Genomic DNA, 17,551 nt, shown 5'->3' on the forward strand with positions numbered 1-17,551 from the left:
TTCGCCCGGCGATGGCCGCGCATCATGCGGCCGTTCGCTCGAATGTGGCCAGGCGGCTAGGCCTGTATCGCATAGATCCGGTCGGTGACTTCCGTCTGGCCGATGCGGCTCGTTTCGATACCCGCCAGTTGCCATCCGTTGTGCTCGTAGAAACCGATCGCGCGCTCGTTGCCCGCCAATACCTTCAGATGGACCTGGTGCACGCCGAGCGTTCGCGCCCATGCACGGACGGCTTCGATCATGAGCTTGCCGGTGCCGCCTCCGTGATGCGAAGGATGGACGTGCAGGCAGTCGAGCAGCACGCCCAGCGCCGGATCGACGGGGCGCTCGGCACTGACGAAACCCACGGGCTCGCCGTCCGCCTCGGCGATCAGCACCAGGCCCCGCTCGTTTTCGGTGCGATCGAAATATTGCCGCCACCGGGCCGCGTGTTCCGTCGGCACCTCGTCGGACAGGTAGGTCGCCGGCAAGATATGGCTGTATGCAGTTTGCCAGCTCAGCGTGTGCAGGCGAGCGATGTGCTGTGCGTCTTGCGCTGTCGCGTCACGCAGCGTGGTACGGGTTTCCGGCATCGGTGGTCACTCCTTCCACTTGCTCTCTCGATCGGGACGTCTCGCCGCAAAATATACCGCTTAGAGGCGTTCGCCTCCGTCACAGCTGACGCGATCGGGTCAGCGATTGTCTGCCGGACGCCATGCCGGGTTCATGCACCGCTGCAGCTCGTTGCCAATACAACGAGGCCCAGGCAAAAAAAATCCCGACACTGTCATTGGTTGTCGGGATCGAACGGCCCTGCAAAGCATGAGGGCACGAGGAAGTCGATACGTTACACCAATGTAAGACTGTTGCGCGCTGTCGGCTCGCGCCAAGTCCCTGTCTCATTCCGCCATAAACGAAAAAAGCCTGCTCACGCGAAACGCGAGCAGGCAAGAAAACGGATCAGCATTCGAGGCACGAGGGCTGTCCAGGAAAGATAACGGCACCGGAAGCGAGAACCTTAGTCGAAAAAGGAAATTGCGCAACTTGCGCAACATCACGTCGACTGAATACGGCCATACAATCTCGCGTCGACGATGGATTGACGAATACCGGCGGCATAGTGGCGATATCCTGTCGCGCTCAACCCTGGCTTTCCGTCAATCACGCGCTGTTCGATCTGGCTTGCGCCTGGCGGAGCGCCCGTCCGTTCAATCGGCCATGTATGGCAAACTTCGGCTCCGAATCGACGCAGCGCGCACTCTTTACCGCAGGGGAATCATGTACGTCTTGATCTATATCGCAGCGGTCGCCGTCGCCAACCTGATGGTCGCTCATTTCGGGCCGGCTGCAACACCGATCATCGCGTTCCTGCTGATCGGCCTCGATCTCGCGATTCGAGACCGGCTCCACCTCGATTGGCGAGGCCGCGCGCTTTGGTCGCGAATGTTTGCGTTGATCGCAGCCGCCGGTGTCGTCAGTTACGCACTCAATCCCGCCGCCAAGGAAATCGCCGTCGCGTCCCTGGTGGCGTTCGGTTCGGCAGCCGTGGCGAGCGCAATCGTGTTTCAACTCGCGCGCCGCTTTCCGATACTGGCGCGCGCAAACGGCGCGAACGTCGCGGGTGCGGCTGTCGACTCCATCATCTTTCCGCTTATTGCGTTCGGGGCTGTGTTTCCGGCGATCGCCGCGCTGCAGTTCGTCGCCAAGGTGGCTGGCGGTGCCTTGTGGTCGTGGGTGGTGTTTCGAAACACTCGATCGGCTCAGGCGGGAATCGCGAGCAATGTGGTCGATCGTTGAGGACAGGTTTGATTTTCACGGCATTCGCTACGTTCGAATGCGCGTCTGGCCGGACGCCCAAAAGCAACAATCCCGATCTGTCGCGCCATACCCAATCGTCATGCGCTTGCCGTCCGAATAGCGGCGACGACGTTTTGATAGATGAAGGTCGTCGCGCATCCCGCATCTTGTGGCAGCTTCAGCGCCCGACTCACCTGCTCAAGAAAGGGAAACAGCGCGATGACGTTGCGAGGATGACGCGAATCAGAACCTATCGGGCGAGAACCCTGGCCAAGCGTCTTACAAGCAGCGTTGCAAGCACTTCCAGCTGATACACGATCGCCACGGCGTTGCACGCGATGAGGGCAAAGTCACCAAAATCCACCGGGTGCATGTGATAACCGATTCGGTGGTTATCGACGATTTTTTCAAACGAGGCAATGGCCGACGGGAAGCTGACGACGCTCCCGCAGATCAAGAGAGCGCTGACTCCCGCAATGTGTTTGATCGGTGCCTTTTGCGGCAAAACGCAAGTTGCGAGAAGCAAGCCGATGCCGCCTGCGTTGGAAAAAAGGAAAGACCACGCTATAGGCCAATCCACGGTCCAATTCAGCAAAAAAAGGATAAACACGAGCCACGACAAGATCAGCAGGGGCATCGCCGGCGCGACTCCAGCGATCAGATAAAACGACGCCCTCACTACCCTGAGAGTCGTCATGCCCGTAATCTTTGGCCTTGAATCGGTTTGCCGTTCCGTTGTCTGGGCAACGGGTTTACTCTTTGACCGCATGGATTCCCCGAGAAGCCTCGAATTCCAAATCCTGTGGAGCCCGTCAATTTACCGTAGAACGCCGCTCCGCCAACAGCGCGCGCAAAACACAACCGAAAATTTGACCGCCCGCTCCTTTCGGCACATTGGCGCGGCCGCGTTCCTTCACTCGGATTCCCGGCACCGCAATATTCGACTGCACGAAGTAAGACACACCCCCTCCGTACAACACGCGGCATGTCTATGACCTGCCTGATTTCTTCGGACCATTTCAATCTTGGAGAACGGCCTCGGTGATCCGGATGCTCGCCGCATCCGGCCTTGATCGCGCGGCACCAGCTCTCCGAGCCTCGTGAGCCCGCGCATCGTAATGCGCACCTGCTCGCTGACGCGCTCGTCGCCAGTTACTCGGTCGGTGTAGGGTGTGCTCTTGTGAACCAAATAGCCAGCCTGCTGCTTGTCGTGATACGCGAGCCACCCGGACTTGCCGGCGCGATGGTAGATCCATCCGTTCGCGTGCAGCCAAGCGGTCAACTTGCTCGGCTGCATCTGGAGCGTGCTCGCGGCATCACGGATGCACATTGAGCCCTCCGCCTCGGCGATCCGCCCGAGCATCTCGACCTTGGGAGCCTGCTCGGCCACCTTGGCGTCGAGTTCCTTTTTCTGATGCTCGAGCACCGCTCGCTGCTCGAACTGCTCGGCCCATGCACGCGCCGCCTTGGCCGGGTTCGCGAAATTCGGAAGCGGCGGCGTCGCGACCTGAGCACCCGATACCATTTCGTCGTAGGCTCGGATCACCTTCAGGTGGAACGCTGGGCTGATCCACATGGCGTAGGCGTAGACCAGTTCCTTCGCGACGTAAGTCCCGTTGTTCACCCCGTCATTCACTGTCTCGACGGGGGTCTGCAAATTTGCAGAGGCCCTGACCTCCCCAATCAGAGCTTGGGCTTGCGCGTTCCGCATCCAGAACGCGGGCTGATGCTTGCTTTCCCCGCCGGCCGCGCGATGGAGATCGTTCAAGCAGTACCGGCCTTCGGCGTCGTTACGAATGGCAACGCCAGTGATCATGAGCGCGTTCATCAGTGCACCTCGCGGCTGACCGACAGGACGTCCGCACAACCCGCGTCGAACAGATCCTCGGTGTTTTCGGCGACGAACTGGCCGAGCGCCGCCAGATCGACTGCGACCTTCGACGACTCGCCTGCCGTGGCCTTGATCGCGATGAACAGCGCACGCATGTAGCGCACCTGGTTGTCCATCATGCTCGACAGGTCGACCACGCGCCGTTCGAGCGGTCGGGCCTGCTGAACCTTGCCAATACCCGATGTAGTGCTATCATGTCTCATGACCATTGTTCCTTTGCTAGGGGTTCACTGCGTCACCAACGCCTGACCGGTTGCCGCCGGTTGGGCGTTTTCTTTTTCAAGACTCCCGAATAGCCTTCGAACGATCTCGGAATTCATGCTGCAAATGCAATTTGCGGCTGCAAACTGAATCCGCTCTTTCAATGCTGGCGGCATCTTCACAAGCACGCCGGGCATCTGCCTTGCACCTTTCACAAATCCTCTCGCATCAAAGGAATAGGACGAAATGTCCTATTTGCGTGCTAACATTGTGCTAGCACGGATCGATAGTAGTACGGTGCTACCACTCGCGCAAGTATTTTTTGGAGAGCAGGCGATGGCGCGCACAGACCCACAAGTAAACATTCGCATGCCGATTGACCTGAAAGAGAAGCTTGAGGCAGCTTCCGCCCGCTCCAAGCGGTCACTCAACGCGGAGATCGTGACGAGATTGAGTGCAACCCTCGAACAACGAGGCGCACGTGCCATGGTTTATGGCCCTCAAATGACCGGGTTAAGTCATGAGTTGGACCTAGCGAAGGCTGAGAACAATGCGCTGAAAGAACAGATCAAAGCCTCAAAGTGGGCGGCAAATGCACAGTCTCTGTTCCTTCGCTTCGCCCTAGAGATGGTCCCCAACAAAATTAAAAGTAGCGATCCGGTATTCGAAGCCCTCCGCAACTTCGCAAATTCGACGATACATGGTTGCGAGATTGACGAGACGCTCGATCAGGCTCTTCAAGCACTGGTACAAACTAAAGTGGAACGCCCTAGCGACTGACTCCACAGGTGGCGATCTCCTACACTGACTAGTCACCGCTCCTTTCGCAAAGCTCCCGCTCTTGCGCACGACGCTTCACAAGTCCAGGCAACACTCGGCCGCCGGCCGTCACCCACTGCGGCCGCCCGTTGTCCGCCCGTTCATCGCGCGGCACGCGCCCTTCCAGTCACCGGCGTTGAACCGCTTCGCCGTCGTGCTACCGCAGTACGCACCGGCGCCCACGTTGTAAGCAAAGCTCACGGCAGCCGCAAGCTGGTTCGTGTGCCCCTTCAGGCCCGGCGTGCACTTGAGTACCGGCTCGGCGTACTCGATGAGCCGCTGTTCGAGGCGCGCGCGGCACTCCTCCGGCGCGAATCGCTGCCCGGCGTGCACATCCTTCGTGTCGCCGTTGCACGCCGTGATGATCCTGATCGGATCGGGCCGCGCGACGAGCTCGAATCCCTCGAATTTCGGGACCATGGAAAAAAGAAGGGCTGCCGCAGCAGCCCCTACAACGCTGACAAGCGTCTTCTTCGGAACGTTAACCATCGAGCAATGCCCTCTCCCCTTTGTTCTTGACCAGGTAGTACGCCTGCAGCTCGATGTACGCGATGGTCGCGACGGCTACCCACCAGTTGATGTCGTGGCTCGTAAGCCATAACCAGAGATTGCCGCCGACCGCCGGCACAGCCTTTGCTGCGCTCGCAACGACCTCGCTCTTCATCGAGCCCCCGTAATGAAAAAGCCGTCCGAAGACGACTGGTAATAACTCGTTACGCCCATAGTCGGCCTTTACATGCGCCAGTTCCAACGGAGAAAGACCATGTCAGGTATTTTTTTGTCATTCAAAAATAACGACTTGAGAGAATTAATGGCACGCGGCTTTGTTGGCTCAATACTTTCTGCACTGCTCCTGTCTTGCGCAGCTTGTGGTGGCGGTGATGGATCATCGGCCTATGCTGCAACTCCCGTCACGCAGGAGCAAAAATCCGTGCTGATCGAGGCATATGGCGACAGCACTACGCTCGGCGCCCAAACTATCGACGGAGTTTTGACGACTACGCAAAACAGTGAGCCTGCGCAGCTGCAAGCCCTTCTTCAGCAGCGCTTCGGAACGTCTATCACCGTAAAAAACGAAGGCGTCGGCGGAACGCAAGCATTTCAGCTCCTCTCGGGAACTGACGGGAAACATCCGGAATGGAAAATCCAGATGGAGCAATCGAAGGCCCAGGTAGTATTGTTGAACTTCGCGCTCAACGACTTCTACTACTGGAAAGCTCCACAGCCTGGGGCTTATGAGGCATCGCCGAGCGAGTACGCGAAGATTCTCGGATACCTCATCCAGACCGCCCGAGACGCAGGGAAGATCGTGGTACTACAGGAACCCAACCCCACCTGCAAGCAGCCCGATCCCGGCACGATCATTCAGTATGTCGAGGCACTTCGGTCAGAAGCTGCACTTCAAAATGCCCCGCTCGTCGCCCAATTCGAGTTTGATCAGACAACCCCGGATTGGAAAAACATGATGACTGATTGCGCGCATCCCGACGATCAGCTCTACGGAATCAAAGCCAAACAGACATTCTCCGTTGTCGAGCCGATCGTGGAATCGATCATTGGTCGTTAACCAATTCGATTACTCCCGATGGAAACTGAGCAGCATACGAGATCCATCGGGAGTCCGTTTCATCAACGAATCCTCGATGAGGTCACACCTCAATATCTTGTGCGCGTCCGAAGGAAGCGACGATAGTCGTTTCGGCTTCGTCAGAGAAAGTGACATTGATTTTCATATGTTCCTCAGAATGAATATGCGCAGACATTGACCACGAAGTTCAATGTCCCGGCGGACACGCCTGCGCGATAGTAAAGCGTTTGAGGAGTCACAATTGGGATTTTCGGAAATGAGGTTGTCAAGGAACCACTTGCTGTTGGACTCGTCGTGCCAATGGCCACAGGACCGACTTCAATAGAGCTTCCACATACGACACCATTTGTTCCCGCACCTGCCGATGACGACGAGATCGTATAGTCCCCTCAGCAAAATCGTGCATTGGGAGGCAACGCAGCTGCCGCCGAAAAAGACGTCAACGATGCCTGAGCCGTCGATGTTGAGAGGACGGTGTTGTTCCCTATCCCGACTTCACGATCGAGCTGCAGCCCAACGACAAACTGCCCACTCGGGTTCGTCGGCCAGACACTGACAAGCGCCGAGGCGGTATTGCCGGACGGCATGGTTGCACCACCGTACACATTCGGTGCCGCTGACGACGTAGCGTTCGTGTCGAGCAGCGCAGATGCCTGCGTAGTCGGGTTGTAGATCGCGTAGAGCGCCACAAAGCCCGACGCCGGTGCCGAACCGGTGTCCATGCTCTCCGCGCCAGTGGTTGCGAGGTTGATCGTCTTGTTGAAGTTGGCGATCCGGAATGCCGCGCCACCGAGCGCTGTTTCGACGACAACCTCATCGGCGGTGAACGTCGCCGATGCGCTCGCCACAGGGACGCCCATTGCGGCGTTGCGCATCGAGCCGACGACGGCGCCACTTGCTCGCTGCACGAATGCGGTGGTCGCCAGCCTCGTGCTGTTATCTCCAGCAGCAGCAGTCGTTCCAAACTGGTTGAACAGCTCTCCGGCCACATCCCACTTCACACCACTTTCGTTAATCAGCTCGAAGAAACCGTACACACCGACAGCGAACGTGTAAGTGTCGGCCCCGCTAGTAGGCACATTCAATTGCCCAGGCTTATTTTCCGCAAGAACGGAAGCAATCGGCCCGGCGTACTTGAACACACGGATTGCGGATCCGCCAGGAACGGCGGTTGCATCCGGCAACGTCAACGTGCCATTGCCGTCCCAAGTAATCATCGCCCCGATGTCAATGGCGCTCGGGGTAGCGTTGCCAACATATCCTCTCGGGGAACGATAATTGCCGAGGGCCTGCTGCACGAACGCCGTCGTCGCCAGCCTCGAGCTGTTGTCGAACTGCGCCGGCGACTGCGCAATCGGGCTGCGCGTGTAGTGCGAGATTACCGTCCAATTCGACCCGTCCGAGACCAGCTCAACAGTTGCCCCCACGTCAATCAAAAACGTTGGTGCTCCCATGGTTTGGTTGTAGATGTTCGCCGAGGAAGTCGCGATTGTGACCGCCGTACTGTTATTCGTGACGTTCGTGATCGTATACGTGAGATTGAACGCAGTCGGTGCCGGCAGAGTGATGGTAGATGGCCCATTTCCGCCCGCCTGTATCCACGATCCCGTGTCGGACGCCGCGAGTGTGCCAGACCCATTGACGTACTTGCGCGCCTGAAAATTCGCACCCAACTGCTGGACAAATGCGGTCGTCGCGAGCTTCCCCGAGCTGTCGAATTGCGGCGGCGTCTTCCAGTTCGCGCCTGCCATCACAGCCGCATACAGAAGCGCTACCGAGCCGCCGACCAGTTCCCAATGGTCGATCCCGTTCGACTGCAACGCCATGGTGTCGCCGGCGTTCAGGACGATGGTTTTAGATCCTGTCGCCGAGATAGTGCCCGAACCCTGCGCGGAAAACGTAACCCCAGCGCTGGCCATACTATAGACCTCAATTCGGGCACCGCCAGGAACTGCTGAGGCGGGCGGCAACGTTAGCGTGAATGCCGACGGGCCACCCGTATAGATCACGGCACCGCATACCGAGGCCGGCAATGTAGCCGTCGCGTATAGACCACGAATCCGCTGGCCTTCAACCCTTGACGTTGAATAAACGCTGTCGTCGCCAGCCTCGTGCTGTTGTCGAACTGAGGAGCCGTGATCCCCGCCGCATTGATCGCTGCCTGCAGGTTTGCCAGGAGCGCGGCCGTCGTGCCATCGTCGACCGAGTTCGCGGTCAACATCGCCGGCGTACCGCTCGTCGCGCGCGAGTACTATGACGCCCGCATGAACGGGACCGCCCCCACAACACCCGCGCGCCGGCACCGCACCGCCGCGTCAGAAGAACCGAACTTCGCCGCACTGTAATCATGATCGGACGACGGAAACGCCCGGACGGGTTGCCCTTCCGGCTCTACGCCCATTACGGGAAACACAAGGTCAGCTTCGGCTACAAGCTGCCCAATGGCAGATGGGCATTCCGCCTGTCGGCCCCGGCCCACAACAAGGAAGCCCTCGCCGAGATCCGCAAGCAGGCGATCGAGCGCGCGGAGGCGCTCAACGGGAACGCGATAGAGCCGGGAACGGTCGAGGCGCTCGTGGTGCGATACTTCGAATGGCAGGACGGATTGCCGCACACCGACGAGCGCCGCAAGGCCCAGTCCACCCTAGACGAGAACCGCGTCGAGTCGAAGCGCCTGGTCAAGGTCTTCGGGAAGATGGCGCCGGCCGCGATCAAGCCGAAGCACGTCTACGGCTACCTCGATAAACGTGCGCAGCTCGGCGCGCCTGCGAAGGCGAACAAGGAAATCGCCCTCCTGTCCGCGGTCCTCGAATATGGCCGGCGTCGTGGCGAACTCGAAACGAATCCGTGCCGCGGCATCGAGTACAACCCCACCCGGCCGCGCCAGCGGTATGTGCGTCAGGACGAGATCGATCTGGCAGTGGAAGTCGCGCGGTCGCGCCGGAGCGTCGGCGACCAGCACCCGAGTTCAGCGTACCTGATCCTCGCGCTATGCGTGAAGGCCGCCTACCTGACCGTCAGCCGGCCGACGGAGATGCGCGAGTTGCACCGCCAGAGTATCCGGCCCGAAGGCGTCGAGGTGCCGATCGGAAAGCGCAAGGCCGGCGAGCAGCAGCGCGTGAAGCTCGTGCTGTGGTCGCCCGAGCTGAAGGCCGTGATCGACGAGGCGCTCGCGCTGCAGCGCACGTCGAGCGTTCACGTGTTCGGGAACACTGCCGGCCAGGTGTACACGCGCAGCGGCTGGAACACGAACTGGTCACGGTTGATGGGTTATTGCGAGAAGGAGGCGCAGGAGCGAAGCGTCCCGTTCGAACGGTTCGCGCTGCGCGACATGCGCCCGGCGGCCGTGACTGATCGTCAGGAGGAAGGCGACGACCGAATTATCGATGCGACTGGCCATGCCGACGAACGCATGGTCCGGAAGACGTACGATCGCCGACGACAGAGAAAAGTGCGTGCGACGCGTTAGTCGACTTTCTGTTCAGATTCCTGAGCAGCGTCCAGGCGCGCATTCAAGCTCGCGAATCGAAAATTCTCAAATGTTGCCGACATGCTTGCGACCAATCCCATCAGGCCAGTGATCGCTCCAAATACTCTAGTTACGATTAGTCCGGTTGAACTAAGCGGGAGGACACCATGCTTTGCAAGCGTGGTTACTGCAAAGCAGGCAATCATTATGAGCAAGGAGGCTGTAACTTGCACCATCGACATCGTTGCTCGATGTCGATAACGCATCTCGTTCTGGAAGTACGCTTGCCGCAGATCTGAGCTTCTGCGAAGCGCAGCCACATCAGCCGCGAATGCTTCTCGCACCTTGTCGCTGCGGTTCCTCCAGTGCCCCCATAGCGATCGCGCTACTTTGTCCAGGACGTCCTTCAAATACATCCCAATCATGCCAAGGACTAATACGCCAATTGCCGACGACAGCCACCAAGCCGGCGAAAAAATTGTGGTATCCAAAAGCGACATGCTGTTCCCCGGGACGCAAAAAAGCCCGCTCATCGGCGGGCTTTCGTTTCTTTATCTTCCAAAATCTGGAATCGGATCTTCCAAATTTTGTAACACGTCAGCGTAATTCTGCTGCAAGTGCTTGAATTTGTTGGGGTGGCTGATGGGACTCGAACCCACGACGACAGGAATCACAATCCTGGACTCTACCAACTGAGCTACAGCCACCACTGTTACTGCTTTTTTTGTTCTTCGCTGCTTTTGTGTTTCAGCAGCGAAGAACAAGATTATACGAACACTTTTGAATCTTGCAAAGCTTTTTTTTCAAAAACTTCTTCGGCCTCGTTCAGATGCGCGCGCGCCTCGTCGAACACGGCCAGATCGCCGCGTGCGAGCTTCTTGTTGTCCGACAGCACACGACGCCAGCCACGTGCACCGGGCATGCCGCGATACAGTCCGAGCGCATGCCGCACGATCGCGCCGAGGTAGGTGCCGCGCTTCAGTTCGGCCGCGCAGTATTCGATCAGCTTCGCCTCGGCCTCTTCGCGCGTCGGCGTCTCTGCGGTCGACCCATAGAAGCGTGCATCGACCTCCGCGAGCACGTACGGGTTGTGATACGCCTCGCGGCCGAGCATCACGCCGTCGACATGCTCGAGATGCTGCGCAACCTCGTGGAGCGTCGTGATGCCTCCGTTGATGACGATCTCGAGCGAAGGAAAATCGCGCTTCAACCGATACGCATAGTCGTACTTGAGCGGCGGGATCTCACGGTTCTCTTTCGGCGACAACCCTTTCAGGATCGCATTGCGTGCATGCACGACGAACGTTTCGCAGCCAGCCTCGGCCACCGTGCCGACGAAGTCGCGCACGAATGCGTAGTCCTCGACCGCGTCGACACCGATCCGGTGCTTGACCGTGACCGGCACCGACACCGCATCGCGCATCGCCTTCACGCAGTCCGCGACGAGCTGCGGCTCGTTCATCAGGCACGCGCCGAACGCGCCGCGCTGCACACGCTCGGACGGACATCCGCAATTCAGGTTGATTTCGTCGTAGCCCCACTGCTCGCCGAGCTTCGCCGCGCGCGCAAGATCGTCGCGCTCGCTGCCGCCCAACTGCAGCGCGACCGGCGATTCGTTCGGCGTGAACGCAAGATGTCGCTGGGCATCGCCGAACAACAGCGCGCCCGTCGTGATCATTTCCGTATACAGCCACGTATCGCGCGTCAGCGTCCGGTGGAACGAACGGCAATGACGATCGGTCCAGTCGAGCATGGGCGCGACGGATACGCGGCGGGGAGGAAGCGAGGACGGTACGGACATGGATTTCGGGCAACAGGCCAGGCGGCGCGGAAACAACCCGGCATTTTACCGCAACAGCGGGCTGGCCAGCCCGGCATGCACGCTACCCCTCGCCCAGCTCCGCATCGACCGCCCGCCGCGCCTCGTCCAGCACGCGCTCGATCACGCGTCGCTCGGTCAGCAGGATCCCGTCCACCTTGACGAGCCGCCAGTCGATCCGCACGGCATCGCCCTGCAGCACGCGGTAATGCGCATGCTCGCCGTCCCAGACCTGCTCGGTCTTCACCTCGATCTCGAAGCCGCGGTACGGCTCGCTGAAATCGCCGAGGTCGCTGCCTCTCGGTTCCATCGCACGCTCCGTGGCGACGCAGCACCAGGCCGCCCGCGCGGCCGGCGCCGTGCGCTCAATCGTATTCGTCGGACAAAAAGGATTTGCCATCGGCCGTCAGGTCGACCCGGTCGGCCGCCGCCTGATAGATCAGCCCCTCGTTCAGCAACGCGTAGACGACGTCGTCGAACGCAGCGGGAACCGGCCGGCTTTCGCCGAACTGGTCGATCCATTTCAGCGCCTCGATGGCTTCGGGGGAAAGGATGGGGGTCATGCGTGGCCTCCGGCATCGGTGTCGCTCCATCCTAGCACTTCGTCCGGAAGTCGAATACCAAGGCAAACGCGCCGCGCAAATGCCGGGCGGCGCCAACGGGCAGGCTGCCCGCGGCGGCGCACCGGCGCAGGACACACGCTCAGAGGCGTGCGATCGATACTTCGGTCGATTTCACGAGCGCGACGACTTCCGCGCCGACCTTCAGTTCGAGTTCGTCGACCGAACGGGTCGTGATCACCGACGTGACGATGCCGAACGGCGTCTCGACGTCGACCTCGGAGACCACGGATCCGCGAATGATCTCCTTCACCTTGCCCTTGAACTGGTTACGTACGTTGATTGCAGTGATGCTCATCAGGTTGATCGCTCCGAAGAAAAAGATCTCAGAACGGGCGGCCGCTGCCGCCCGGATTTAAACGGCCCAGCGGATCTGCCCGACCGGTCGAACGTTGTCTGCCTCGTGCACCTCGCCCGGTGCATCCGTACCGGGCCCGCCGGCGAGCACGCGTTTCAGCACGCGGTCCTCCAGCGCCGCAAATGCGGCCGATGCGCGGGCGCGCGGCCGGTCGAGCGGCACCGGCTGATCCAGCGCCACGCGCCCCTGCTCGATGAGCAGGATGCGATCGCCGAGCGCGACGGCCTCCTGCACGTCGTGCGTGACGAGCAGCGCGGTGAACCGATGCTCACGCCACAACCGCTCGATCAGTGCATGCATCTCGATGCGGGTCAGCGCGTCGAGCGCGCCGAGCGGCTCATCGAGCAACAGCAGTTGCGGCCGGTGAACAAGCGCGCGGGCCAGTGCCACACGCTGCCGCTGGCCGCCCGACAGTTGCGCGGGCCAGTCGTTCGCACGCTCCAGCAGGCCGACTTCGTCGAGCACCGCGCGCGCTTTGTCGCGCGCGCCGCGTCCGAGGCCCAGCATCACGTTCTGCAGCACGGTCTTCCACGGCAGCAGGCGCGCATCCTGGTACATGATCCGCGTGTCGAGCACGCCGCCGCCTTCGCCACGCGTCACGAGCGCGCCGCTGCTCGGCTGCTCGAGCCCGGCGACGAGACGCAGCAGGGTCGACTTGCCGCAGCCGCTGCGGCCGACAATCGCGACGAAGCTGCCGCGTGCGATGCCGAGCTCGACGTCGTCGAGCACCGTGCGTGCGCCGAAGCGCTTGCTGACACCCGACAGCGTCACCGCGTCGTCGGGTACCGGGCTTCCTGCCCGCCGCCGTGCGAGCGGAACGATGGACGCACTGCCGTCACGGTCGAGGATCGCCGCATCCCGCGCGTCGCCGTCCGTGACACGCGCCTGCGCCAGTTCGACCTCGAGGTCTGCGCCGGCAAGCGGGCCGTAGGCGGCCGCCGAAGTCGTCGCATTCATGCCTTTGCTCCTGATTGATAAGCCGGGTGCCAGCGCAGCGTCACACGCTCGAGCCATTTCGCCAGCACGTCGGCCAGCTTGCCGAGCACCGCGTACAGCAGGATGCCGACCACCACCACGTCGGTTTGCAGGAATTCACGCGCATTCATCGTCATGTAGCCGATGCCCGACTGCGCCGAGATCGTTTCCGCGACGATCAGCATCACCCACATCAGCCCGAGCGCAAAGCGCACACCGACGAGAATCGACGGCAGCGCACCGGGCAGGATCACGTCGCGGTACAGCGCAAAGCCGCGCACGCCATAGCTCTTCGCCATCTCGATCAGGTTGGCGTCGACCGAGCGGATCCCGTGGTACGTGTTGATGTAGACCGGAAAGAACACCCCGAGCGCGACGAGGAACAGCTTCGCCTTCTCGTCGATGCCGAACCACAGGATCACGAGCGGAATCATCGCGAGCGCCGGGATGTTGCGGATCATCTGGATCGTCGAATCGAGCGCGACCTCGGCCGCCTTCGACAAGCCGGTCGCGAGCCCCAGCGCGAGGCCGACACCGCCGCCGATCGCGAAACCGAACAGTGCGCGCCATGTGCTGACTTTCACGTTCGCCCACATTTCCCCCGACGTCACGAGCGACCAGGCCGCTCGCACGACCGCCACGGGTTCGGGCAGCACGCGGGTCGACAGCCAGCCGACGCGGGCGCCGACTTCCCATGCCACCAGCAGCGCGAGCGGCACGAGCCACGGCGCGACGCCGCGCCATGCGCGGGCGGCCAGGGCCGCGCCCGTCGTCGACGTTTTCGTTGTCATCGCAGGCCTCCTGTCACTCAGCTCTGGGCTGCCTTCGGCAGATAGCTGTTGCCGACGATCTCGCCGAACGGGCCGGACAGCGGGCCGGTCGCCTTCGCCGCGCCGTTGCCCTTGATCAGCGGGAACACGAGTTCCGCGAAACGGTACGACTCCTCCAGGTGCGGATAACCGGACAGGATGAAGGTTTCGATGCCGAGATCCGCGTATTCGCGCATGCGCTCCGCGACCTGCTCCGGATTGCCGACGAGCGCGGTACCCGCGCCGCCGCGCACGAGGCCGACGCCGGCCCACAGGTTCGGATACACCTCGAGTGTCTCGCGGCCGCCGCGCTTGCCGCCGTGCAGCGCGGCCATCCGGCGCTGGCCTTCCGAATCCATGTTCGCGAACGCCTTCTGCGCGCGGGCGATGGTTTCGTCGTCGAGGCGGCTGATCAGGCGCTCCGCGTCGCGCCATGCTTCGTCCTCGGTCTCGCGCACGATCACGTGCAGACGAATCCCGAACTTGATCTTGCGGCCGCGGGCTTCCGCGCGGGCACGAATATCGGCGATCTTCTTCGCGACGGCCTCGGGCGGCTCGCCCCAGGTCAGGTAGGTGTCGATGTGATCGGCCGCGATCTGATGCGCGGCCGGCGACGAACCGCCGAACCACAACGGCGGATGCGGACGCTGCACGGGCGGATACAGCGCCTTGCCGCCCTTCGACTGCAGGTGCTTGCCGATGTAGTCGAACCCGCCGTTGTCGTGCGACGCGGACAGCAGCCCGCGCCAGATGTTCAGGAAGTCGTCGGTGATTTCGTAGCGCGTGTCGTGATCGGCGAACAGGCCGTCACCCTCGAGTTCGGCGGCATCGCCGCCCGTCACGACGTTGATCAGCAGGCGTCCGCCCGACAGACGGTCGAACGTCGCGGCCATCCGCGCCGACAGCCCGGGCGACGCGATACCGGGACGGATCGCGACCAGGAACTTCAGCCGCTGCGTCGCCGGGATCAGGCTCGACGCAACGACCCACGCATCCTCGCAGGAACGGCCGGTCGGCAGCAGCACGCCCTCGTAGCCGAGCGTGTCGGCCGCAACCGCCACCTGCTTGAAGTAATCGTAATCCGCGGCGCGTGCACCTTCGGCCGTACCGAGATAGCGGCTGTCGCCGTGCGTGGGGATAAACCAGAACACATTCATCTGCTGCTCCTGCTTGACTGTCCTTGCCGGAATTTGAAAAAACACCGCCCTGCTCGCGTCGCGGATCAGCGGCGCATGCATGGTGTGCGTTCGAATCGGGATGGTTCGCCGGTCAGGCCGTGCAGCGGGCGAGGACGCGATTGCACGGCTGTTTCTGGGAAATCAGTCTAGGGATCGGTACAGGGCTTTGGAACGATTTTTTTGAGCTTAGGTTTTCCGCTTTCGTGATTAGCACGACGCTGGAGCGAATATCACCGCGAGCGGGCCCTATAATGGCGCACCTATCCGAATAACTCCGCGCGTACAGCCCCGGCCGTGCGCGCCTGCGGTGCACTCATCGATGCAGAAAGTCATCCTGCCATTCCTGTCCGGCTTCCTGGCCGCCCTGTTCTTCCGCGAAGCCACGCTCGCACTCCTTCATACGGCCGACCTGATCGCCGCAACCGGCTTCTCCACGCAGCCGTTCGCGCCGCTCGGCATTCCTGAATTTGTCGCGAATGCGCTGATCAGCGCGTGCTGTGCGATCCCGATGGCGTGGCTGCTGCGCGTCTCGCCGGAACGCGAGGCATCGTGGATCGGCGCGCTGGTGTTCGGCGGCATCGTGCTGACGGCCGCCCGCGTGTTCGCGATCGATCCGCTGCGCGGGATCTGGCCGTCGGGCAACATGATGCCCGTGCTCGCCGCCGGCTTCGCGGCAAACGCGGTGTGGGGCTTCGGCGCGCTCGTGTTCATGCGCGCGTTCATGTCGGACGACGCCGGCGACGAGTAACGCGGACGCTACGCCCTTCGGCCGCCGGGCGGTCGACATCCATGCAAAAGGCCGCCTGCACCTGCAGGCGGCCTTTTCGTTTCCGGCTCGCGCGTCGGTCGGCCCGACGTCAGTCCTGCAGATTCCGCAGCGGATGCGTGTCAGGTGTCCACGGGCTGTCGAACATCGCGAGCACGTCTGCACGATCGATATCGGCGGACGACTTGAAGCGCCAGACCGGCTGGTGGTCCTTGTCGACGATCAGCGCGCGCACCCCTTCGATCACGTCGCCGCGCGCGAACGTCGAGCGCGTGAGGTCGAGATCGCGCCGCAGGCAATCGGCCATCGTCGCGCCGCGTGCACGTTCGACGACTTCGAGCGACACGGCCATCGACAGCGGCGACAACTGTTCGCGCATCGCGTGGGTCGCCTTCTCGATCCATCCGTCGACGGCCGCGCAATCCTGCTCGGCGTCGAGCGACGCGAGAATCGCGCCGATGTCGGGCTGCGCGAAATGCCGGTCGATCCCCGCGCGCGCGTCGGCCAGCGCCGACGTGTCGGGCGTCGGCACGACCTTGTGTGCGGCGGCCGCTTCGGCTACGCACGCGACGGCCTGCGCGCCGCTGTCGATGCGCGCATGACGCAGCGTGTCGAGCAGCGCCGGCAGCGCGGCATCGGGCAGATAGACGTCGGCGAGCTGCGCGTACAGCGCGCCGGCCGCGTCGAGCGTCGCGCCGGTCACGGCGAGATAGCGGCCGATCGCGCCGGGTGTGCGCGCGAGGAACCAGCTCATCCCGACGTCCGGGAACAGGCCGATACGCGTTTCCGGCATCGCCATCTTCGTCGAGTCGGTCACGACACGCAGGCCGCCCGTATGCCGCGCCGCCTGCGAAATGCCCATGCCGCCGCCCATCACGACGCCGTGCATCAGCGCGATGTAAGGCTTCGGATAGGTGAAGATCGCGTGGTTCAGCGTGTATTCGTCGATGAAGAACGTATCGACCGCATCGCGGTCCCCGCGCTGCCATGCGTCATGGAAGAAGCGCACGTCGCCGCCCGCGCAGAACGCGCGCGGATGCGGGCTGTGCACGACGATCGCGACGACCTCGGGATCGTCGCGCCACGCGTCGAGCGCCTGCTGCATCAGCCTGATCATGCCGACCGACAGCGCGTTCAGCGCCTTTGGGCGGTTCAGTTCGAGAAAGCCGATGCGGTTCGCGACATACGCGCGTACGTCGGGCTGGGCGGATTCGGCGGAACCGGCTGCGGAAGTGGAGGTGGAATCGGTCATGAGGGCCATCCGGCAAATGGCAGTCGCACG

Annotated in this window: 21 protein-coding genes, 1 tRNA gene and 1 pseudogene; 6 read left to right on the top strand and 17 right to left on the bottom strand. The window is 62.0% G+C overall.

Features of this window, described 5'->3' with window-relative positions; translation table 11 throughout:
- Window positions 1–56 precede the first annotated feature (56 nt).
- Window positions 57–572: a GNAT family N-acetyltransferase gene (locus FOZ70_RS08550; RefSeq protein WP_059588164.1), complete on the bottom strand. Its 516-nt coding sequence runs from the start codon at window positions 570–572 to the stop codon at window positions 57–59.
- Between the two features lie 451 nt (window positions 573–1,023).
- On the opposite strand from FOZ70_RS08550, the gene FOZ70_RS08555 reads away from it, so the two are divergent.
- Window positions 1,024–1,776, top strand: coding sequence for a VUT family protein (locus FOZ70_RS08555; protein ID WP_258025579.1), 753 nt, complete (start codon window positions 1,024–1,026; stop codon window positions 1,774–1,776).
- A 250-nt stretch (window positions 1,777–2,026) separates the two neighbouring features.
- Here the strand turns inward: FOZ70_RS08555 and FOZ70_RS08560 are convergent, their stop codons facing one another.
- The 3 genes from FOZ70_RS08560 to FOZ70_RS08570 form a co-directional block, all read right to left on the bottom strand.
- Window positions 2,027–2,413: a hypothetical protein gene (locus FOZ70_RS08560; RefSeq protein WP_146774289.1), complete on the bottom strand. Its 387-nt coding sequence runs from the start codon at window positions 2,411–2,413 to the stop codon at window positions 2,027–2,029.
- Window positions 2,414–2,689: 276 nt separating this feature from the next.
- Window positions 2,690–3,604 carry a phage antirepressor KilAC domain-containing protein gene (locus FOZ70_RS08565; protein WP_219705562.1) on the bottom strand — a complete coding sequence of 305 codons (915 nt, stop codon included), beginning with the start codon at window positions 3,602–3,604 and terminating at the stop codon, window positions 2,690–2,692.
- On the bottom strand, window positions 3,604–3,870 hold the full coding sequence (locus FOZ70_RS08570) for a hypothetical protein (RefSeq protein ID WP_146774288.1): 267 nt from the start codon (window positions 3,868–3,870) through the stop codon (window positions 3,604–3,606). The genes FOZ70_RS08565 and FOZ70_RS08570 overlap by 1 nt, the downstream gene beginning before the upstream one ends.
- Window positions 3,871–4,114: 244 nt before the next feature.
- Between FOZ70_RS08570 and FOZ70_RS08580 the strand changes: the two genes are divergently transcribed.
- Window positions 4,115–4,648, top strand: a complete 534-nt coding sequence (locus FOZ70_RS08580; protein ID WP_208450921.1) for an Arc family DNA-binding protein — start codon at window positions 4,115–4,117, stop codon at window positions 4,646–4,648.
- Between the two features lie 28 nt (window positions 4,649–4,676).
- Here the strand turns inward: FOZ70_RS08580 and FOZ70_RS08585 are convergent.
- Window positions 4,677–5,176, bottom strand: a pseudogene (locus FOZ70_RS08585) (lysozyme).
- Window positions 5,169–5,351 carry a hypothetical protein gene (locus FOZ70_RS08590; RefSeq protein ID WP_111999192.1) on the bottom strand — a complete coding sequence of 61 codons (183 nt, stop codon included), beginning with the start codon at window positions 5,349–5,351 and terminating at the stop codon, window positions 5,169–5,171. The pseudogene FOZ70_RS08585 and the gene FOZ70_RS08590 overlap by 8 nt, the downstream one beginning before the upstream one ends.
- A gap of 99 nt (window positions 5,352–5,450) precedes the next feature.
- Between FOZ70_RS08590 and FOZ70_RS08595 the strand changes: the two genes are divergently transcribed.
- Window positions 5,451–6,254 carry an SGNH/GDSL hydrolase family protein gene (locus tag FOZ70_RS08595; protein ID WP_175904045.1) on the top strand — a complete coding sequence of 268 codons (804 nt, stop codon included), beginning with the start codon at window positions 5,451–5,453 and terminating at the stop codon, window positions 6,252–6,254.
- Between the two features lie 410 nt (window positions 6,255–6,664).
- Here FOZ70_RS08595 and FOZ70_RS38000 read toward each other — a convergent pair whose 3' ends face one another.
- The gene (locus tag FOZ70_RS38000) at window positions 6,665–8,194 is read right to left on the bottom strand and encodes a hypothetical protein (protein WP_258025580.1); all 1,530 of its coding nucleotides are present in this window, start codon (window positions 8,192–8,194) and stop codon (window positions 6,665–6,667) included.
- A gap of 270 nt (window positions 8,195–8,464) precedes the next feature.
- Here FOZ70_RS38000 and FOZ70_RS08605 point away from each other — a divergent pair, with 270 nt between their 5' ends.
- A complete protein-coding gene (locus FOZ70_RS08605) occupies window positions 8,465–8,620 on the top strand; it encodes a hypothetical protein (protein ID WP_175904043.1) in 156 nt (51 codons plus the stop codon).
- Window positions 8,621–8,622: 2 nt separating this feature from the next.
- Window positions 8,623–9,744: a hypothetical protein gene (locus tag FOZ70_RS38005; protein ID WP_111997538.1), complete on the top strand. Its 1,122-nt coding sequence runs from the start codon at window positions 8,623–8,625 to the stop codon at window positions 9,742–9,744.
- Here FOZ70_RS38005 and FOZ70_RS08615 read toward each other — a convergent pair.
- The 9 genes from FOZ70_RS08615 to ssuD form a co-directional block, all read right to left on the bottom strand.
- A complete protein-coding gene (locus FOZ70_RS08615; protein ID WP_146774197.1) occupies window positions 9,741–10,244 on the bottom strand; it encodes a hypothetical protein in 504 nt (167 codons plus the stop codon). The two genes, FOZ70_RS38005 and FOZ70_RS08615, sit on opposite strands and share 4 nt — an antisense overlap.
- A 131-nt stretch (window positions 10,245–10,375) precedes the next feature.
- Window positions 10,376–10,451 (bottom strand) — tRNA-His (locus tag FOZ70_RS08620).
- Between the two features lie 59 nt (window positions 10,452–10,510).
- A complete protein-coding gene (gene dusA / locus FOZ70_RS08625) occupies window positions 10,511–11,497 on the bottom strand; it encodes a tRNA dihydrouridine(20/20a) synthase DusA (RefSeq protein ID WP_244113278.1) in 987 nt (328 codons plus the stop codon).
- A gap of 130 nt (window positions 11,498–11,627) precedes the next feature.
- Window positions 11,628–11,873 (bottom strand): hypothetical protein, encoded by a 246-nt coding sequence (locus FOZ70_RS08630; RefSeq protein WP_011351864.1) that lies wholly within the window; start codon window positions 11,871–11,873, stop codon window positions 11,628–11,630.
- Between the two features lie 55 nt (window positions 11,874–11,928).
- On the bottom strand, window positions 11,929–12,126 hold the full coding sequence (locus tag FOZ70_RS08635; protein ID WP_027787628.1) for a hypothetical protein: 198 nt from the start codon (window positions 12,124–12,126) through the stop codon (window positions 11,929–11,931).
- A 139-nt stretch (window positions 12,127–12,265) separates the two neighbouring features.
- Complete coding sequence (locus FOZ70_RS08640; protein ID WP_006476104.1) at window positions 12,266–12,481, bottom strand: TOBE domain-containing protein; 216 nt, start codon at window positions 12,479–12,481, stop codon at window positions 12,266–12,268.
- A gap of 57 nt (window positions 12,482–12,538) precedes the next feature.
- A complete protein-coding gene (locus tag FOZ70_RS08645; protein ID WP_048020682.1) occupies window positions 12,539–13,498 on the bottom strand; it encodes an ATP-binding cassette domain-containing protein in 960 nt (319 codons plus the stop codon).
- A complete protein-coding gene (ssuC, locus tag FOZ70_RS08650; RefSeq protein WP_021161567.1) occupies window positions 13,495–14,307 on the bottom strand; it encodes an aliphatic sulfonate ABC transporter permease SsuC in 813 nt (270 codons plus the stop codon). Before ssuC ends, FOZ70_RS08645 begins: the two co-directional genes overlap by 4 nt.
- A gap of 17 nt (window positions 14,308–14,324) precedes the next feature.
- Entirely contained in the window at window positions 14,325–15,482 is a 1,158-nt protein-coding gene (gene ssuD, locus FOZ70_RS08655; RefSeq protein ID WP_027787631.1) for an FMNH2-dependent alkanesulfonate monooxygenase, read from the bottom strand.
- Between the two features lie 340 nt (window positions 15,483–15,822).
- On the opposite strand from ssuD, the gene FOZ70_RS08660 reads away from it, so the two are divergent.
- Window positions 15,823–16,251, top strand: coding sequence for a hypothetical protein (locus tag FOZ70_RS08660; RefSeq protein WP_006484223.1), 429 nt, complete (start codon window positions 15,823–15,825; stop codon window positions 16,249–16,251).
- A 109-nt stretch (window positions 16,252–16,360) separates the two neighbouring features.
- Here the strand turns inward: FOZ70_RS08660 and FOZ70_RS08665 are convergent, their stop codons facing one another.
- On the bottom strand, window positions 16,361–17,521 hold the full coding sequence (locus tag FOZ70_RS08665) for an enoyl-CoA hydratase/isomerase family protein (protein WP_059858331.1): 1,161 nt from the start codon (window positions 17,519–17,521) through the stop codon (window positions 16,361–16,363).
- Window positions 17,522–17,551 lie beyond the last annotated feature (30 nt).

This window comes from Burkholderia sp. COPS, from assembly GCF_019425585.1.
Classification (GTDB): Bacteria; Pseudomonadota; Gammaproteobacteria; order Burkholderiales; family Burkholderiaceae; genus Burkholderia; species Burkholderia cepacia.

What these genes read in the sequence shown, in the direction of transcription:
- FOZ70_RS08550 (WP_059588164.1), bottom strand. Translation starts at nt 572, where the DNA reads ATGCCGGAAACCCGTACCACGCTGCGTGACGCGACAGCGCAAGACGCA.
- FOZ70_RS08560 (WP_146774289.1), bottom strand. Translation starts at nt 2,413, where the DNA reads ATGCCCCTGCTGATCTTGTCGTGGCTCGTGTTTATCCTTTTTTTGCTG.
- FOZ70_RS08565 (WP_219705562.1), bottom strand. Translation starts at nt 3,604, where the DNA reads ATGAACGCGCTCATGATCACTGGCGTTGCCATTCGTAACGACGCCGAA.
- FOZ70_RS08570 (WP_146774288.1), bottom strand. Translation starts at nt 3,870, where the DNA reads ATGAGACATGATAGCACTACATCGGGTATTGGCAAGGTTCAGCAGGCC.
- FOZ70_RS08580 (WP_208450921.1), top strand. Translation starts at nt 4,115, where the DNA reads ATGTCCTATTTGCGTGCTAACATTGTGCTAGCACGGATCGATAGTAGT.
- FOZ70_RS08590 (WP_111999192.1), bottom strand. Translation starts at nt 5,351, where the DNA reads ATGAAGAGCGAGGTCGTTGCGAGCGCAGCAAAGGCTGTGCCGGCGGTC.
- FOZ70_RS08595 (WP_175904045.1), top strand. Translation starts at nt 5,451, where the DNA reads ATGTCAGGTATTTTTTTGTCATTCAAAAATAACGACTTGAGAGAATTA.
- FOZ70_RS38000 (WP_258025580.1), bottom strand. Translation starts at nt 8,194, where the DNA reads ATGGCCAGCGCTGGGGTTACGTTTTCCGCGCAGGGTTCGGGCACTATC.
- FOZ70_RS38005 (WP_111997538.1), top strand. Translation starts at nt 8,623, where the DNA reads ATGATCGGACGACGGAAACGCCCGGACGGGTTGCCCTTCCGGCTCTAC.
- FOZ70_RS08615 (WP_146774197.1), bottom strand. Translation starts at nt 10,244, where the DNA reads ATGTCGCTTTTGGATACCACAATTTTTTCGCCGGCTTGGTGGCTGTCG.
- dusA (WP_244113278.1), bottom strand. Translation starts at nt 11,497, where the DNA reads ATGCTCGACTGGACCGATCGTCATTGCCGTTCGTTCCACCGGACGCTG.
- FOZ70_RS08630 (WP_011351864.1), bottom strand. Translation starts at nt 11,873, where the DNA reads ATGGAACCGAGAGGCAGCGACCTCGGCGATTTCAGCGAGCCGTACCGC.
- FOZ70_RS08635 (WP_027787628.1), bottom strand. Translation starts at nt 12,126, where the DNA reads ATGACCCCCATCCTTTCCCCCGAAGCCATCGAGGCGCTGAAATGGATC.
- FOZ70_RS08640 (WP_006476104.1), bottom strand. Translation starts at nt 12,481, where the DNA reads ATGAGCATCACTGCAATCAACGTACGTAACCAGTTCAAGGGCAAGGTG.
- FOZ70_RS08645 (WP_048020682.1), bottom strand. Translation starts at nt 13,498, where the DNA reads ATGAATGCGACGACTTCGGCGGCCGCCTACGGCCCGCTTGCCGGCGCA.
- ssuC (WP_021161567.1), bottom strand. Translation starts at nt 14,307, where the DNA reads ATGACAACGAAAACGTCGACGACGGGCGCGGCCCTGGCCGCCCGCGCA.
- ssuD (WP_027787631.1), bottom strand. Translation starts at nt 15,482, where the DNA reads ATGAATGTGTTCTGGTTTATCCCCACGCACGGCGACAGCCGCTATCTC.
- FOZ70_RS08660 (WP_006484223.1), top strand. Translation starts at nt 15,823, where the DNA reads ATGCAGAAAGTCATCCTGCCATTCCTGTCCGGCTTCCTGGCCGCCCTG.
- FOZ70_RS08665 (WP_059858331.1), bottom strand. Translation starts at nt 17,521, where the DNA reads ATGACCGATTCCACCTCCACTTCCGCAGCCGGTTCCGCCGAATCCGCC.